Below are 15,163 nucleotides of genomic sequence, written 5' to 3'. Positions count from 1 at the left end.
GACCATGAACACGCATACGGTCAAGGCCTTCGACAACGACATCGGCGAGCTCCGCGGGTTGATCTCGCAGATGGGTGGGCTTGCCGAGGACGCGATCGACAAGGCGATGCAGGCGCTGCAACGCAACGACCTCGCGCTCGCCGAACAGGTGCGCGTCGCAGACAAGCAGATCGACGTCATCGAGGCGGAAGTCGAGCGGCTCGCGGTGCGGATCATCGCGCTGCGCGCACCGATGGCGGTCGATCTTCGCGAGGTGGTCGCCGCGCTGAAGATCGCGGGCGTCGTCGAGCGGATCGGCGATTACGCCAAGAACATCGCCAAGCGCGTGCCGATGATCGAGAGCGAGCACCGGATCGAGCCGATCTCGATCCTCCCCGCGATGGGCCGGATGGCGAGCGAGATGGTCCACGACGTGCTCGACGCGTTTGCCGCGCGCGATGCGGAAGAGGCGGTGCGGGTGGTCGAAAGCGACAACGCGCTCGACGATTTCTACGACAGCATCTTCCGAACGCTCGTCACCTACATGGTCGAGAACCCGAAGACGATCAGCCAGGTCGCGCATCTGCTGTTCGTCGCCAAGAACCTCGAGCGGATCGGCGACCACGCCACCAACGTCGCCGAGATGGTCTATTTCGCCGCGACCGGCACGCAGATGGTCGATCGCGAACGCGGCATAAAGAAGGAGCAGGCATAATGGCACGCGCAAAGATGCTGCTGGTCGAGGACGACGCCGCCCTCGCCGAATTGCTGGTCTGGCATTTCAAGCGCGAGGATTTCGAGATCGCGCATACCCCCGACGGCGAGGAGGCGTTGCTGCTCGCCAAGGAGAAGGTGCCCGACATCGTCCTGCTCGACTGGATGGTCGAGGGGCTGTCGGGGATCGAGGTGTGTCGTCGCCTGCGCCGTGCGCCCGAGACGCAGAACGTGCCGATCATCATGCTCACCGCACGCGGCGAGGAAGAGGATCGCGTGCGGGGCCTCGAAACCGGTGCGGACGATTACGTGACGAAGCCGTTCTCACCGCGAGAGCTGGTCGCGCGCGTCGGGGCCGTACTGCGCCGGGTCCGCCCTGCCCTTGCGGGTGAAGCGCTGAGCTATGCCGACATCGAGATGGACACGGTCGGTCACAAGGTCCGTCGCTCGGGCGAAGTCGTCTCGCTCGGACCGACCGAGTTTCGGCTGCTCAAGCATTTCCTCGAGCATCCAGGCTGGGTATTCTCGCGCGAACGCCTGCTTGATGCGGTGTGGGGCCACGACTCGGATATCGAGAGCCGCACGGTCGACGTCCACATCCGGCGACTGCGCAAGGCGATCAACGTCGGCGAGCGCCCGGACATCATACGCACCGTCCGTTCGGCAGGCTATTCACTCGATACGGGGGGCTGAGGACTCTGTCCCGCTATGGGTCTAGCGGCGGGACGAATGGAATCGGATGCGAAACGAAGGACCCAAGCGCGACTTAGTGCGTTCAGACGTCGCGCTACCAAAATGGTGCACCCATTTAGGAGATTCATATGAAGTCCATCCTTCTCGCCGCTGCCGCTCTTCTTGCGTCGCCCGTGATCGCCCAGACGACGCCGCCGGCAGATCCCGCCGCGCAGACCGCACCGGCCGATCCCGCGATGCAGGCACCCCCGGCCGATCAGGCTGCACCCGCCGATCCTGCAGCGCCTGCTGACCCCGCAATGGCGGCCCCGGCCGATCAGGCTGCGGCACCGATGGCAGCCGCACCGATGGCACCGGGCGCAGGCCGCGTGACGTTCGGTCAGCCGACTGTGACGCCGCCGACGCCAGCACCCGCCGAGTATCCGGTGTGCTCGAAGACGGTGAAGGACGGCTGCCGCAACCGCGGCGGCAAGTAACCGGCCAGGCGCTGGCGGCAGGTGATCCTGCCGCTTGCGTAGCCAGCTTTACGTTCTAGGAAAGGCGCTCCAACGATAAGAGAGGAGCGCCTTTTCCATGTCTATAGGTTTTGAGGGCCGCGTCGCGATCGTCACCGGCGCTGGCGGCGGTCTGGGCCGCGAATACGCGCTCGAGCTCGCCCGCCGTGGCGCGAAGGTCGTCGTCAACGATCTCGGCGGCGCCCGCGACGGCACCGGCCACTCAGACGCTGCGCTGAAGGTCGTCGAAGAAATCGAGGCGGCCGGCGGCGAAGCGATGTCGAACGGCGGCAGCGTCACCGACTACGACCAGATGGTCGAGATGGTTGTCCGCGCCTCCGAGAAATGGGGCGGCGTCCACGTCCTGATCAACAACGCCGGCGTGCTGCGCGACAAGAGCTTCGCCAAGATGGAACCGGCGGATTTCAAGTTCGTCGTCGACGTCCACCTCAACGGCTCCGCCAACGCCACCAAGGCGGTATGGGACACGATGCGCAGCCAGAATTACGGCCGCATCCTGATGACCGCGTCGTCGACCGGTCTCTACGGCAATTTCGGCCAGGCGAACTACGGCGCGGCAAAGCTCGGGCTTGCGGGCCTGACCAAGACGCTCGCAATCGAAGGTGCCAAGAACAACATCAAGGTCAACACGATCGCCCCGACCGCGGGCACGCGGATGACGCAGGACATCTTCCCCGAGGAAGCATTCAAGGCGTTCTCCCCCGACAAGGTCGCGCCCGCCGCGGTATTCCTGGTGTCGGAGGACGCGCCGACCAACATGATCGTCGGTGCCGGCGCGGGCGTGTTCCAAGCTGCGTACGTCACGCTGACTCAGGGCAAGCTGCTGACCGGCGACGATCTGTCGGTCGAGGGCGTCGCGGCGCACTGGGATGCGATCATCGACCGCGCGGGCGAGATCGTGCCGCAGTCGGGCTCCGAACAGTCGATGAGCATCCTGGGGAAGCTCCAGGGGCGGTGACGGGCGCGGGGGCGGTAGGGCCGCACGGCCTGTCTGCTCCCCCCGGGGCCTTCCAAATCGTCAATCGACCCACAACTCGTCAATCGACCCAAAGCCCGTCAATCGACCCTCAACTCGTCATCCCAGCGAAAGCTGGGATATTTGTGTGGCAGCACGCACCCGTAATCACGGGGATATCCCAGCTTTCGCTGGGATGACGGGTTGTGGGTGAGCTCGCACCGGCCCTGGGAACGCACGAGGTACTGACCTGAAAGCCAGCGAGGCGAACGTATCGGCTACCGCTCGTAGGGGTTGTTCAACTCCGCAAGCCAGCCCGCGGCAGGCGGCGTGACCTTTTCGTCAGCACCCCGCCGCGATCGCGCGCGCGCGACGTCGATCGGCGTATGGAACTTCAATCCCGCCAGTCCACCTCGCACCCAGACGACGTCCGCGGGGGCCGACTGGACCTGGCCGATCGCGACGACCACTACGCTACCCACCACGAGGCCATCCGGCTGCACGATGCAGATCCCGGTTTCCGAGATATTGGTCACGCGATGACTTTCAGCGGCGCTGTGATTGAGCCGAAACACATCGGCCTTGAGCATCACACTGGTTCGCGTAGCTCGCGATAAGGGAACGGCCCGATCCATCTTCCACTCGATAATTACGCACCGTCGCAATCGCGCGTTGCCGTGGCGGGTGCAACACCGGCGGAGAAAAACTTCAAGGCTGGCGGTCCACTACTCCGTCTTCTTATCGGAGCGGCGGCGTTCTTGCTCGTCCGTACGCCGCTCCACCCCGACAGACACTGGCCGCCGCCCGTCAGATCATCGGCGCCTAGTGCCAGATCCGCGATCCGTCACTTCGGGCCGTCGCCGCGCAAGGGTGCGACCGCGTCCTTGCCGAACTTCATGATCATCTCACCGATCTCCCGCGCCTGGCTCATGCTGCGCTGACTCTGCTCGCGGAGGTAATCGCCCTGGATCTTCATGACCTGCGTCAGATCCTTCGCACTGGCCGCCTCGCGCATCGCCGCGAACGCCTCGCGCGCATTCTGCTCGGCCTGATCGATCATCGTCTTGCCGATCGTCGCGCCGCCCTCGGCGATCTTCCCGCCCGACTCCTTCATCGCCTCACCGGCGCGCTTGGCTGGATCGAGAACCTTCTCGGAGAACGCGTTGCGAGCCTGCTCTGCGCCAGCCTGCATCGTGTCGGTTGCATCCTTGGCGGCGCGGGCGGCGCGGTCCGTCGCCGCCTTGTTCTGTGCAACGCCCTCGTCGATTGCGCTCTTGATGTCCTCGGCCATGCTATCGCTCCTTTTGCGGTGAAGGATAATGATGTGAGATCAACCGGCGCCGCGGCGTTTGGTTGCGCGATCACGGCGGGTCTCCAAAGGCGCGTTTCATCCGCACGGCCTTTGCTGCCGGCCCTGGCATCGGCACCGATGTCCCCACCGGCAAATCCGTCGCCGCCCTCCTGCCCCGGTCCTTACAAGTCACCCGCAGGTCGCTTGCATGCCCACTCGTTTATCCCAATAGGGAGCTCGGGTCTCGAGGAACGTGAATATGCGCATCACAATGATCGGTTCAGGGTATGTCGGTCTCGTTTCCGGCGCGTGCTTCTCGGATTTTGGGCATGACGTCTGCTGCGTCGACATGGATCAGGCCAAGATCGACGCGCTTCATGCCGGCCGCATGCCGATCTTCGAACCCGGGCTCGACCTGCTCGTCGCCTCCAACGTCGCCGCTGGCCGCCTTACCTTCACGACCGATCTCGCCAGTGCGGTAGCGGGCGCGGATGCGATCTTCATTGCCGTCGGCACGCCGTCGCGACGCGGCGACGGGCATGCCGATCTCCGCTATGTCTTTGCCGCGACCGAGGAAATCGCGGCGGCTATCACGGGTCCGACCGTGGTCGTGACCAAGTCGACCGTGCCCGTCGGCACCGGCGACCGGGTCGAGGCGATCCTGCGCGAGAAGCGGCCCGACATCGACGTCGCGGTCGTTTCGAACCCCGAATTCCTGCGCGAAGGCGCCGCGATCGGCGATTTCAAGCGCCCCGACCGGATCGTCATCGGCACCGAGGACGAACGGGCAAAGCAGGTCATGCGCGACGTCTACCGCCCGCTATATCTCAACGAATCGCCGATCCTGTTCGTCGGCCGGCGCACGTCCGAGCTGATCAAATATGCCGCCAACGCGTTCCTGGCGACCAAGATCACCTTCATCAACGAGATCGCCGATCTGTGCGAGGCGGTCGGCGCCGACGTCCAGGACGTGTCGCGCGGAATCGGGCTCGACAACCGGATCGGCAAGAAATTCCTTCACGCCGGGCCGGGCTATGGCGGTTCGTGCTTCCCCAAGGACACGCTGGCACTGCTCAAGACCGCGGAGGACTATCAGACGCCGGTGCACATCGTCGAAGCGGTGGTGAAGGTTAACGACAGCCGCAAGCGCGCGATGGGGCGCAAAGTGCTGGCGACGCTCGGCGATAGTCCGCGCGGCAAGACGGTCGCGCTGCTGGGTCTGACCTTCAAGCCGAACACGGACGACATGCGCGATGCTCCGAGCCTGGCGATCGCGACCGCACTGGCGGATGCGGGCGTGACGGTACGTGCACATGACCCCGAAGGCATGGAGCAGGCCAAGGCGATGCTGCCCGATCTGGTATACTGCACCGACGCCTATGATGCGGCCGACGGCGCCGACGCGGTGGTGATCGTGACCGAGTGGGACGCGTATCGTGCGCTCGATCTCCCCCGGTTGAAGGGGCTGCTTGCGGCGCCGGTAATGGTCGATCTCCGCAACGTGTATCAGCGCGCCGACGTCGAACAGGCCGGCTTCGCATATACGGCCGTGGGGCGCTAAGTCGCTAAACCTGAATTGTTCTCCCGCGAAGGCGGGAGCCCAGTCTGTGTCCCCGCCTTCGCGGGGACACAAGCTGCCTCAATACGCCAGTGCACACCCATCCGCGCGCATCTCGCTCGCCGCCGCATAGACTCGCGTAGGTCCATCCATGCGGTGCTCGACGCATTCGTAGCGCCCGAACCCACCATCGGGATCGCCGATCGTCCAACCGATCTCGGCCAGCCGTTTCCGCGTCGCCAGCGGCACGCCGCTTTCCAGCCTGAGCAACCCGGTCGGCCCCAGCCCCGCGGAATCCTCGCCCATCGACTGCGACGATCCCTCGTGATGCCAGCGCGGTGAATCCCCCGCCGACTGGATTTCCAGCCCGTAATCGACGCGGTTGACGATGATCTGCGTCTGCCCCTGCGGCTGCATGTCGCCGCCCATCACGCCGAAGCTCATCCACGGATCGCCCCCGCGCGTCGCGAACCCCGGAATGATCGTCTGGAACGGCCGCTTGCCCGGCGCATAGATGTTGGGATGGCCGTCCTTCAGGCTGAACAGCTGCCCGCGATCCTGGAACATGAAGCCCAACGTCCGTCCATCCGGCCCGTCCGCCACCAGCCCCGATCCCATGCCGCGGAAATTCGACTGGATCATCGACACCATCAGTCCGTCCTTGTCGGCACAGCTGAAATAGGTGGTGTCGCCACGGCTCGGTGCCTGCCCCGGATAGACCGGCGTCAGGATCCGGTCGGGCCGGATCAGCTTCGCGCGCTCGGCCGCATATTCCTTCGAGATTAGCCATTCGACCGGCTGCTTCGAAAAATGCGGATCGGCATAATACCGCGCGCGGTCCTCGTACGCCAAACGCTTGGCCTCGGCCTGGAGGTGGATCGACAGCGCCGACTGGAACCCCGCCTTCTTCAAATCGAAGCGTTCGAGGATGTTGAGCATCTGCAACGTCGCCAGCCCCTGCGTGTTCGCGCCGAGCGCATGGACCGTCGTCCCGCGATAGTCGGTCTGGTTGGGCTTGATCCATTCGGAGCGATGCGCGGCAAGATCCTCGTACCGCAGCCACCCGCCGATCCGCTTGAAATACCGGTCGGCCGCCCGCGCCAGATCGCCCTGATAGAACGCATCGCGACCCCCCGCGGCGATCGCGCGATAGGTGCGCGCGAGATCGGGGTTGCGGAACACCTGCCCCAGCGCCGGTCCCTTGCCGTCCGCCATACCATAGGTGCGCAGCGCGTTGGCGACCTCCTCGAGCCCGTTGCCGGGCCGCTGGAACGCAACCAGGCTGCGGCGGATATAATAAGCGATGATGTCGGGCACCGGCGCGCCCGCCTCGGCATGCGCGATCGCCGGCTGGAACAGGTCGGCCCAGGGCAGCTTGCCGTAGCGCTGGTGCATCTGCCACCACGCATCGACCGCGCCGGGCACCGAGACGCTGAGCGCACCCAGTGCCGGCAACGCACCGTTCTTCGCTCGCGCCCGTACCGTCTCCAAGCTCAGGCCGCGCGGGCTCTTGCCCGACCCGGCGAGCCCGACGACCTTCTTCAGCTTCGGATCCCAGATCATCGCATAGGCATCGCCGCCGATCCCGCTCGACGTCGGCTCGAGAAACCCGAGGCACGCATTGATCGCGATCGCCGCATCGACCGCCGAGCCGCCGCGCTTGAGGATGTCGATCCCCGCCTGCGTCGCCAGCGGATGCGCGGTTCCCGCCGCACCGTTCAAGCCGTAAGCTGCGGTGCGCGACGCGAAGCTCGCGCCGACCGGGCGATCGCCGGCATGTACGTCCGGCCGGATAAAGCGGTCCTGCCCGGCGTTCCACACCGGCGGCAACGGGGCTTCAGCGGCAGTTGCGGGTTGCGGCGCACCACCCTGCCCCGGTCCTTGCGCGCCCTGACTACCCGGCGTGCCTCGCGTGCCGGTCTGCGCTCCCGACATCGCCGGCAGCAGCGCAGCGGCGGGCAAAGCCGCGATGAAAGTCCGACGTTGCATGATCTACTCCCCTGACAGGCGCGTATCCTCGCCTGCGGTGATCGGAACGGCAACCCCGTGCCTGCTCCTCCCGCTGAGCAGAGCCGAGCCCAAAGCGCTCTACTCGCTGGACGTTTCGCCGTGCGTCCCTATATACCGACCGGTATGAATAGGCTTTGCACGCTCACCGCCCCCAAGGGCCGCCCCCGCGAGTTCGATCTCGACGAAGCGCTGGCGGGTGCGTTGCGCGTGTTCTGGCGCAACGGCTATGAAGGCGCGTCGATGGCCGAACTGACCGCGGAGATGGGCATTACCAAGCCCAGTCTCTATGCGGCGTTCGGCAACAAGGAGGCGCTGTTTCACAAGGCGCTCGACCTCTACGAGCGTGAGAAGCTCGCCTACATGACGTCTGCGCTGGCCGCACCGACGGCGCGTGCCGTAGCGGAAAACCTCCTTCGGGGCGCTCTCCAGATGCAGATGAGCACCTGCGATCCCAAGGGGTGTCTCAGCGTCATCAGCAGCGTTGCGTGCAGCGCCGAAGCCGAGCCCATCAAGGCCGAAGTCGCGAAGCGCCGCGCGTCGTCCGAGGCCGCTTTGATGAAGCGGTTCGACGAAGCCAAGGCGGCGGGCGAGTTCCCTGAAGGCCTCGAATCGCACGCGCTGATGCGCTACCTGTTCGCGATCATGCAGGGGCTCTCGATCCAGGCGGGATCGGGTGCAACCTGCGTCGAGTTGAAACAGCTCGTCGAGACCAGCATGCTGATGTGGCCGACCAAATAGACACGGTTTCTACCGCGCTGCGGGAAAAAATACCGGCCGGTACAAAAGTCTGTTGACTAGATGAACCCCAGGTTTATATACCGACTGGTATCGAAGCTCTCTCCTACTTCGGATGGGGCAACCGGGGACACCAACCCATGACCACGGTTCAAACCTAAGGCTTCGGCCGAACCTTCGTAAAATTCCAAGCGGGCAAGCGCGGCACGGTGATGTGCCGGCAACGACCGCGCACGCCTCGCGACCAGCTGACGTCGGTGGACCGTCCACCGACGAAGGCCAGCGCTTGCCCAAGATCAAAAGGGGGACAATCCCATGGCTTATCTCGACCTCGACAACATGTTCGCTTCGCCCGTCACCAGCCGCACACAGACGGTGGCCACCCCTGCCCCGACCGGTTTCTCGGCATTGGAATGGAGCGTCATCGCGCTCGCCAAGCGCGACACGTTGCGCAGCCTTTCCGGCCCGAGCCGCATGTCACGCGCAATGGGCAGCCTGTTCGGGCTCAGCACCGCGTCGCGGCTCGCCGACCCGCGGCTCGAGGCTCTGCGGCGGATGGCGGTGTACGCCTGGCGCCGCGGCTTCGCGCTGCCGATGGCCGAGATCCAGGGCTTCCTCGCCGCCGGCTTTGCCGAGGCACAGATCGAAACGCTCGTCGAGAGCGTGACCGGCATGCGCGTCGGCATCCAGCAGAAGCGGAGCATCGCAGCGTGAACCAACTTACCACGATCACGGCCGCGAACGACGCCGACGTCGTGTCGTCGCCGCCCGCGGACCGTCACCGACGGCCGGTGTGGCAGCGCGGCGCGATGGTGCTTGTGCCGATCGCGCTGCTCGGCGCGGTGGGCGTGAAGCTGTTCGATCATCCCGACGCGGCGATGGCGGCACCCCCGCCCGCCTCCGTCACGGTCGCGTCGCCGCTGGTGCGGCAGGTCAGCGAATGGGACGATTATGTCGGCCGCTTCGCACCGAGCCGTACGGTCGAGATCCGCCCACGCGTTGCAGGCGAAGTCACCGGCATCCACTTCCGCGACGGCGAGATCGTCAGCAAGGGGCAGTTGCTCTTCACGATCGACTCGCGACCGTTCGCCGCGGCTCTGGCCGAGGCACACGCCAACGTCGCCAGTGCACGCAGCGCCTTGTCGCTAGCGCGGACTGACCTCGGTCGCGCACAGCGGCTAGTCGCCGATGAAGCGGTCTCGGCAGGCGAAGTCGACGCCCTGCGCGGTCGGCTCGAAGCAGCGCAGGCCGCACTCGCTGCGGCGCAGGCTCGCGAACGCGCTCGCGCGCTTGACGTCGGCTTCACCCAGGTTCGCGCACCGATCGGCGGTCGCATTTCCGATCGCCGTGTCGATGCCGGCAACCAGGTCGCGGGCGGCGAAGGCACCGGCGGCACGGTGCTGACGACGATCAACGCGCTCGACCCGATCTACTTCACGTTCGACGGCTCCGAGGCGCTGTACCTCAAGACGCAGCGCGCACGGCAGCCCGGCGCGACGCCGGCGGCGGTCGAAATCCAGTTGCAGGACGAGACCGAGCATCGCTGGAAGGGCAAACTGGACTTTACCGACAACGGCCTCGACCAGCGCTCGGGCACGATCCGCGGTCGCGCGGTTCTCGCCAACCCGGGGTATTTCCTCACGCCGGGGATGTTCGGCAACATGCGTCTCGCGAGTGCGGGAACGCGGCAGGCGCTGCTGGTGCCCGACGACGCGGTGCAGACCGATCAGGCTCGGAAGGTCCTGCTGACGATCGATGCGAAGAACGTCGTGAGCCAGAAGCCGGTCGAGCTCGGGCCGGTCGTCGATGGCCTCCGCATCGTGCGCTCGGGGATCGGGCCGAACGACCGGATCATCATCCAGGGGACTCAGATGGCAATGCCGGGTGCGACGGTTGCGCCAAAGGCCGGCCGGATTTTGGTGGCCTCGGGTACGACGGCGCCAGCCTCCGTCCAGCCCATCTCGGGTGAAGCCACCCTCGCGAAGTAACCACCACCCCGGCGAAGGCCGGGGCCCAGGTGGGATAGCGTTTCGACTTCATCATTGCGGTTCGCCCAACTGGGCCCCGGCCTCCGCCGGGGTGGTGTTGGCGCGTGCCCGCCTCCCTCTACCGAGGAAATTCCCATGCGCTTCTCGCGCTTCTTCATCACCCGGCCGATCTTCGCGGGCGTGATCGCGGTGATCATCACGATCGTCGGTGCGATCGCCTACATGACGCTGCCGGTGTCGCAATATCCCGACATCGTCCCCCCAACCGTCACGGTCAGCGCGACCTATCCCGGCGCCTCCGCCGAGACGGTCGCCGAAACCGTCGCCGCGCCGATCGAGCAGGAGATCAACGGCGTCGACAACATGCTGTACCAGTCGTCGCAATCGACCGGTGACGGCAAGGTCACGATCACCGTCACCTTCAAGATCGGCACCAACCTCGATGCCGCGCAGGTGCTCGTCCAGAACCGCGTCGCGGTTGCCGTCCCGCGCCTGCCCGAAGACGTCCAGCGTCTCGGCGTCGTCACGCGGAAAACGTCGCCCGACTTCCTGATGGTGGTGAACCTCGTCTCGCCCGACAACTCGCTCGATCGCGGCTATATCTCCAACTACGCGCTGACCCAGGTCCGCGATCGCCTCAGCCGTATCGACGGCGTCGGCGACGTGCAGCTGTTCGGCGCGCGCGATTACTCGATGCGCATCTGGATCGACCCCGGCCGCGCCGCCGCGCTAGACCTCACCGCCGGCGAGATCGTCGCCGCGCTGCGTGCGCAGAACGTCCAGGTTGCCGCCGGCACGCTCGGCCAGCCGCCCTATGACAAGGGCAACAGCGCGTTCCAGCTCAACGTCGAGACGCAGGGCCGCCTGACCGATCCCAAGCAGTTCGCCGACGTGGTCATCCGCACCGACGCACAAGGCCGCCAGGTCCGCGTCTCGGACGTCGCCCGCGTCGAGCTCGGCGCGCAGGATTACGGCGCCAACACCTATCTCAGCGGCAAGCCCACGGTCATCGCCGCGGTCTTCCAGCGCCCCGGCTCGAACGCACTCGGCGCGGCGCAGGCCGTCACCGCCGAGATGGAGAGCATGTCGAAGCGCTTCCCCAAGGGCCTCGAATACAAGGTCATCTACAACCCGACCGAGTTCATCGCCCAGTCGATCGACGCGGTGAAGCACACCTTGTTCGAGGCCATGGTCCTCGTGGTACTGGTGATCCTCGTTTTCCTGCAGAAATGGCGCGCGGCGATCATCCCGATCGTGGCGATCCCGGTCTCGCTGATCGGCACCTTCGCGGTGCTCGCCGCCGCCGGGTACAGCCTCAACAACCTCTCGCTGTTCGGCCTCGTCCTCGCGATCGGCATCGTCGTCGATGATGCGATCGTCGTGGTCGAGAATGTCGAGCGCAACCTCGAGCACGGACTCTCCCCATTGGAGGCGGCGCGTACGTCGATGGACGAAGTCTCGGGTGCGCTCGTCGCGATCGTGCTCGTGCTGTGCGCGGTGTTCATCCCGACCGTGTTCCTCACCGGCCTCTCCGGCGCGTTCTACCGCCAGTTCGCGGTGACGATCTCGACCGCGACGATCATCTCGCTGTTGATCTCGCTGACACTGTCGCCGGCGCTCGCCGCGATGCTGCTCAAGCCGACCGCCCCTGCCGATTCCGGCAACCGCCTGACCCGTACCGTGCGGCGTGCCGGCGATGCCTTCAACCGCGGGTTCGAGCGAATGAGCGAGAGCTATGCCCGCCTCACCGCGCGCCTAGTCACTGCACCGAAGCGGATGATGATCGCCTATGCCGCACTGATCGCGGTCACCGTAGGCGTATTCACGATCACGCCGTCCGGCTTCGTTCCCGCACAGGACCAAGGCTACTTCCTGACCGTCATCCAGCTTCCGCCGGGCTCGTCGGTCGAGCGCACCGACGCGGTCATGCAGAAGGTCGCGAAACGCATCCTGCCGCTCGCCGGCGTCAAGGGCGCGGTGATGCTCGCAGGCTTCGACGGCCCCTCGCAGACGCTCGCCCCCAACTCGGCCGCCGCGTACATCCCGCTGAAGAGCTTCGAGGAACGCAAGAAGCTCGGCGTCACGCTCGCCAGCATCATGGCGGAATCGCAGAAGGCGACCGGAGACATCACCGAAGCGCGCCTGCTGATCGTCCCGCCACCCTTGATCCAGGGTATCGGCTCGGCCGGCGGCTATCGCCTGATGGTGCAAGACCAGGGCGGCCACGGTTACGCCGACCTCGGCAAGACGAGCTACGCGCTGATCGGCCAGGCGAACCAGACCAAGGGTCTCGCCCAGATCTACACGTTCTTCGACACCGCCACGCCGCGCATCTTCGCCGACGTCGACCGCGCCAAGGCCAACCTCCTCGGCGTCCCACCCGAGCGCGTGTTCGAGGCGTTGCAGGTCTATCTCGGCTCGGCATTCGTCAACGACTTCAACCTGCTGGGGCGCACCTACCGCGTCACCGCGCAGGCCGACGCGCCGTTCCGCAACACCACCGCGGACATCGCCAACCTCAAGACGCGCTCGAACTCGGGCCAGATGGTCCCGGTCGGCTCGGTCTCGACGTTCAAGGACAAGACCGGCCCGTACCGCGTGGTCCGCTACAACCTCTTCCCCGCGGTCGAGGTCGATGGCGACACCGCCAAGGGGTATTCCTCGGGCCAGTCGCTGGTCGCGATGGAGAAGCTCGCCGATGCGTCGCTCCCTGCCGGCTACGCGCATGAATGGACCGGCATCGCCTACCAGCAAAAGGCCGCCGGCAGCACCGCCGCGCTCGTCTTCGGCATGGCGGTGGTGTTCGTCTTCCTCGTGCTCGCCGCGCAGTACGAGAGCCTGACATTGCCGCTCGCGATCATCCTGATCGTGCCGATGTGCCTGTTGGCCGCAATGACCGGCGTGAACCTGCGGGGCATGGACAACAACGTCCTCACGCAGATCGGCCTGGTCGTGCTGATTGCCTTGGCGGCGAAGAACGCGATCCTGGTGGTCGAGTTCGCCAAGCAGGCCGAGGAACAGGACGGCCTCACCCCGGTCGAGGCCGCGGTCCGCGCGGCGAAGGACCGGTTGCGGCCGATCCTGATGACGAGCTTCGCGTTCATCCTCGGCGCGGTGCCGCTGGTGATCGCGACCGGTGCCGGTGCGGAACTCCGCCAGGCGCTCGGCACCGCGGTGTTCTTCGGGATGATCGGCGTGACCGGGTTCGGGCTGCTCTTCACCCCCACCTTCTATGTCGTCGCACGGGCGCTGGCGCTGCGGTTCGAACGCCGCCGTCCAGCTGCCCAGCCGACCCTTCAGCCAGCCGAATAGGACCAGCATCATGAAGTCCGCCCTCCTCGCGAGCCTCTCGGCGCTGACGCTCGCCGCGTGCGCCGCCGGCCCCGACTATGTCGCGCCGATCACCCCACCCAAAGCGGCGGCGTCGTTCGTCACCGCCAACGCAGCCACCGTCACGACCGCGCCTGACAACGACTGGTGGCGGATGTACCGCGACCCGGTCCTCGACAGCCTTGTCGCGGATGCGTTGGCGGCCAACACCGACCTCCGTGTCGCAGTCGCCCGCCTCGACAGCGCCCGCGCGTCGTTGCGCGGCGCGAAGACCGACCGCGAGCCACAAGTGAACGCGGGCGCGAGCGGCAATTACGCGCGCACCTCGCAACTCCAGAACCTGCCCGGTCTCGACCGCGAGCGCGCTACCTATGACGTGGGCCTGGACGTCAGCTACGAAGTCGATCTCGCCGGCCGAGTCCGCCGCAACGTCGAAGCCGCCCGCGGTGACGTCGGCGCCGCGCAGGCCGATGCGGACGCCGTCCGCGTCTCGATCGTCGCCGCCACCACCCGCGCCTATGTTGACGCAGCCTCGTCCGCCGAACGCCTCGCCGTCGCCCGGCGGATCGTCGACCTGCTCGACAAGTCGAATACGCTGACCGGCAAGCGCGTCGACGCGGGTCGCGCAGCCCGCCTCGACCAGGTCCGGATCGCAGCCCTGCGTGACCAGCGCGCCGCCATCATCCCGCAGATCGAAGCCGAACGACAAGCCGCACTGTTCCGCCTCGCCACGCTCACCGGCCGCTCTCCGCAGGACCTGCCCGCGACCGCTGGCGCGCGCACCACCACGCCCCGCCTCGACCAGCCGATCCCGATCGGCGACGGTGCGATGTTGCTAGCCCGCCGCCCCGACGTTCACGCTGCCGAACGCCGGCTCGCTGCCGCCACCGCGCGGATCGGCGTGCAGACCTCGCAGCTCTATCCGCAGATCTCGCTCGGCGGTTCGATCGGCTCGACCGCACTCAGCGTCGGCGACATCTTCACCGGCGGGCCGATCCGCTGGCTGCTCGGGCCGCTGCTGAACTGGTCGCTCAACCAGTCGGCGGCCCGCGCGCGGATCGCCGGTGCCGAGGCGGACTCACGCGGCGCGCTCGCCAATTTCGACGGCAGCGTCCTCACCGCGCTCGAGGAAACCGAGACCGCGCTGTCGAACTACGCCCGCGAACTCGATCGCCGCACGCAGCTCCAGTCAGCACACGACAACGCCGCGACGGCCGCGCGCATCACCCGCGCCCGCCAGCGCGAAGGCCAAATCGATTTCCTCGATGTCCTCGACGCCGAACGTACGCTGGCCGACACCGACACGGACCTCGCCGCGGCGGACGCGCGGATTGCCGGCGCCCAAGTCGACCTGTTCCGTGCCTTAGGCGGTGGCTGGCAGACGCGAACCTGAAA

13 protein-coding genes are annotated in these 15,163 nt (G+C 66.5%); 10 read left to right on the top strand and 3 right to left on the bottom strand.

Going from position 1 to position 15,163, the window contains the following annotated elements; genetic code table 11:
- The first annotated feature begins 4 nt into the window (after window positions 1-4).
- The 4 genes from phoU to C8J46_RS09070 all read left to right on the top strand — a co-directional run bounded on the left by phoU (window position 5) and on the right by C8J46_RS09070 (window position 2,859).
- Window positions 5-694 carry a phosphate signaling complex protein PhoU gene (gene phoU / locus C8J46_RS09085; protein WP_056489018.1) on the top strand — a complete coding sequence of 230 codons (690 nt, stop codon included), beginning with the start codon at window positions 5-7 and terminating at the stop codon, window positions 692-694.
- Window positions 694-1,386: a phosphate regulon transcriptional regulator PhoB gene (phoB, locus tag C8J46_RS09080; RefSeq protein ID WP_055873047.1), complete on the top strand. Its 693-nt coding sequence runs from the start codon at window positions 694-696 to the stop codon at window positions 1,384-1,386. Before phoU ends, phoB begins: the two co-directional genes overlap by 1 nt.
- A gap of 128 nt (window positions 1,387-1,514) precedes the next feature.
- The gene (locus C8J46_RS09075) at window positions 1,515-1,862 is read left to right on the top strand and encodes a hypothetical protein (RefSeq protein WP_132737757.1); all 348 of its coding nucleotides are present in this window, start codon (window positions 1,515-1,517) and stop codon (window positions 1,860-1,862) included.
- Between the two features lie 97 nt (window positions 1,863-1,959).
- Window positions 1,960-2,859, top strand: a complete 900-nt coding sequence (locus C8J46_RS09070; protein ID WP_132737754.1) for an SDR family NAD(P)-dependent oxidoreductase — start codon at window positions 1,960-1,962, stop codon at window positions 2,857-2,859.
- A 275-nt stretch (window positions 2,860-3,134) separates the two neighbouring features.
- Here the strand turns inward: C8J46_RS09070 and C8J46_RS09065 are convergent, their stop codons facing one another.
- Both C8J46_RS09065 and C8J46_RS09060 read right to left on the bottom strand, forming a co-directional pair.
- The gene (locus C8J46_RS09065) at window positions 3,135-3,446 is read right to left on the bottom strand and encodes a PilZ domain-containing protein (protein WP_165886498.1); all 312 of its coding nucleotides are present in this window, start codon (window positions 3,444-3,446) and stop codon (window positions 3,135-3,137) included.
- A gap of 254 nt (window positions 3,447-3,700) precedes the next feature.
- Window positions 3,701-4,147, bottom strand: a complete 447-nt coding sequence (locus tag C8J46_RS09060; RefSeq protein ID WP_243643293.1) for a phasin family protein — start codon at window positions 4,145-4,147, stop codon at window positions 3,701-3,703.
- Between the two features lie 259 nt (window positions 4,148-4,406).
- Between C8J46_RS09060 and C8J46_RS09055 the strand changes: the two genes are divergently transcribed.
- Window positions 4,407-5,708 (top strand): UDP-glucose/GDP-mannose dehydrogenase family protein, encoded by a 1,302-nt coding sequence (locus C8J46_RS09055; protein WP_132737748.1) that lies wholly within the window; start codon window positions 4,407-4,409, stop codon window positions 5,706-5,708.
- A 78-nt stretch (window positions 5,709-5,786) separates the two neighbouring features.
- Here the strand turns inward: C8J46_RS09055 and C8J46_RS09050 are convergent, their stop codons facing one another.
- Window positions 5,787-7,694 (bottom strand): gamma-glutamyltransferase family protein, encoded by a 1,908-nt coding sequence (locus C8J46_RS09050; RefSeq protein ID WP_132737745.1) that lies wholly within the window; start codon window positions 7,692-7,694, stop codon window positions 5,787-5,789.
- A 144-nt stretch (window positions 7,695-7,838) separates the two neighbouring features.
- On the opposite strand from C8J46_RS09050, the gene C8J46_RS09045 reads away from it, so the two are divergent.
- The 5 genes from C8J46_RS09045 (at window position 7,839) to C8J46_RS09025 (ending at window position 15,161) form a co-directional block, all read left to right on the top strand.
- Complete coding sequence (locus C8J46_RS09045) at window positions 7,839-8,453, top strand: TetR/AcrR family transcriptional regulator (RefSeq protein WP_132737742.1); 615 nt, start codon at window positions 7,839-7,841, stop codon at window positions 8,451-8,453.
- 312 nt (window positions 8,454-8,765) lie between these two features.
- Window positions 8,766-9,164: a hypothetical protein gene (locus C8J46_RS09040; protein WP_132737739.1), complete on the top strand. Its 399-nt coding sequence runs from the start codon at window positions 8,766-8,768 to the stop codon at window positions 9,162-9,164.
- Window positions 9,165-9,259: 95 nt separating this feature from the next.
- Window positions 9,260-10,438, top strand: coding sequence for an efflux RND transporter periplasmic adaptor subunit (locus C8J46_RS09035; protein WP_132738273.1), 1,179 nt, complete (start codon window positions 9,260-9,262; stop codon window positions 10,436-10,438).
- A gap of 135 nt (window positions 10,439-10,573) precedes the next feature.
- Complete coding sequence (locus tag C8J46_RS09030; protein WP_132737736.1) at window positions 10,574-13,750, top strand: multidrug efflux RND transporter permease subunit; 3,177 nt, start codon at window positions 10,574-10,576, stop codon at window positions 13,748-13,750.
- A 10-nt stretch (window positions 13,751-13,760) separates the two neighbouring features.
- Entirely contained in the window at window positions 13,761-15,161 is a 1,401-nt protein-coding gene (locus tag C8J46_RS09025; RefSeq protein ID WP_132737733.1) for an efflux transporter outer membrane subunit, read from the top strand.
- Window positions 15,162-15,163 lie beyond the last annotated feature (2 nt).

The organism is Sphingomonas sp. PP-F2F-A104-K0414 (assembly GCF_004340945.1).
Classification (GTDB): Bacteria; Pseudomonadota; Alphaproteobacteria; order Sphingomonadales; family Sphingomonadaceae; genus Sphingomonas.
The sequence above is the reverse complement of the archived record's forward strand: the minus strand, read 5'-3'. Positions and strand labels throughout refer to the sequence as shown.

Bases quoted from the DNA above. Each gene is read 5' to 3' on its own strand.
- phoU (WP_056489018.1), top strand. From the start codon at position 5: ATGAACACGCATACGGTCAAGGCCTTCGACAACGACATCGGCGAGCTC.
- phoB (WP_055873047.1), top strand. From the start codon at position 694: ATGGCACGCGCAAAGATGCTGCTGGTCGAGGACGACGCCGCCCTCGCC.
- C8J46_RS09075 (WP_132737757.1), top strand. From the start codon at position 1,515: ATGAAGTCCATCCTTCTCGCCGCTGCCGCTCTTCTTGCGTCGCCCGTG.
- C8J46_RS09070 (WP_132737754.1), top strand. From the start codon at position 1,960: ATGTCTATAGGTTTTGAGGGCCGCGTCGCGATCGTCACCGGCGCTGGC.
- C8J46_RS09065 (WP_165886498.1), bottom strand. From the start codon at position 3,446: ATGCTCAAGGCCGATGTGTTTCGGCTCAATCACAGCGCCGCTGAAAGT.
- C8J46_RS09060 (WP_243643293.1), bottom strand. From the start codon at position 4,147: ATGGCCGAGGACATCAAGAGCGCAATCGACGAGGGCGTTGCACAGAAC.
- C8J46_RS09055 (WP_132737748.1), top strand. From the start codon at position 4,407: ATGCGCATCACAATGATCGGTTCAGGGTATGTCGGTCTCGTTTCCGGC.
- C8J46_RS09050 (WP_132737745.1), bottom strand. From the start codon at position 7,694: ATGCAACGTCGGACTTTCATCGCGGCTTTGCCCGCCGCTGCGCTGCTG.
- C8J46_RS09045 (WP_132737742.1), top strand. From the start codon at position 7,839: ATGAATAGGCTTTGCACGCTCACCGCCCCCAAGGGCCGCCCCCGCGAG.
- C8J46_RS09040 (WP_132737739.1), top strand. From the start codon at position 8,766: ATGGCTTATCTCGACCTCGACAACATGTTCGCTTCGCCCGTCACCAGC.
- C8J46_RS09035 (WP_132738273.1), top strand. From the start codon at position 9,260: ATGGTGCTTGTGCCGATCGCGCTGCTCGGCGCGGTGGGCGTGAAGCTG.
- C8J46_RS09030 (WP_132737736.1), top strand. From the start codon at position 10,574: ATGCGCTTCTCGCGCTTCTTCATCACCCGGCCGATCTTCGCGGGCGTG.
- C8J46_RS09025 (WP_132737733.1), top strand. From the start codon at position 13,761: ATGAAGTCCGCCCTCCTCGCGAGCCTCTCGGCGCTGACGCTCGCCGCG.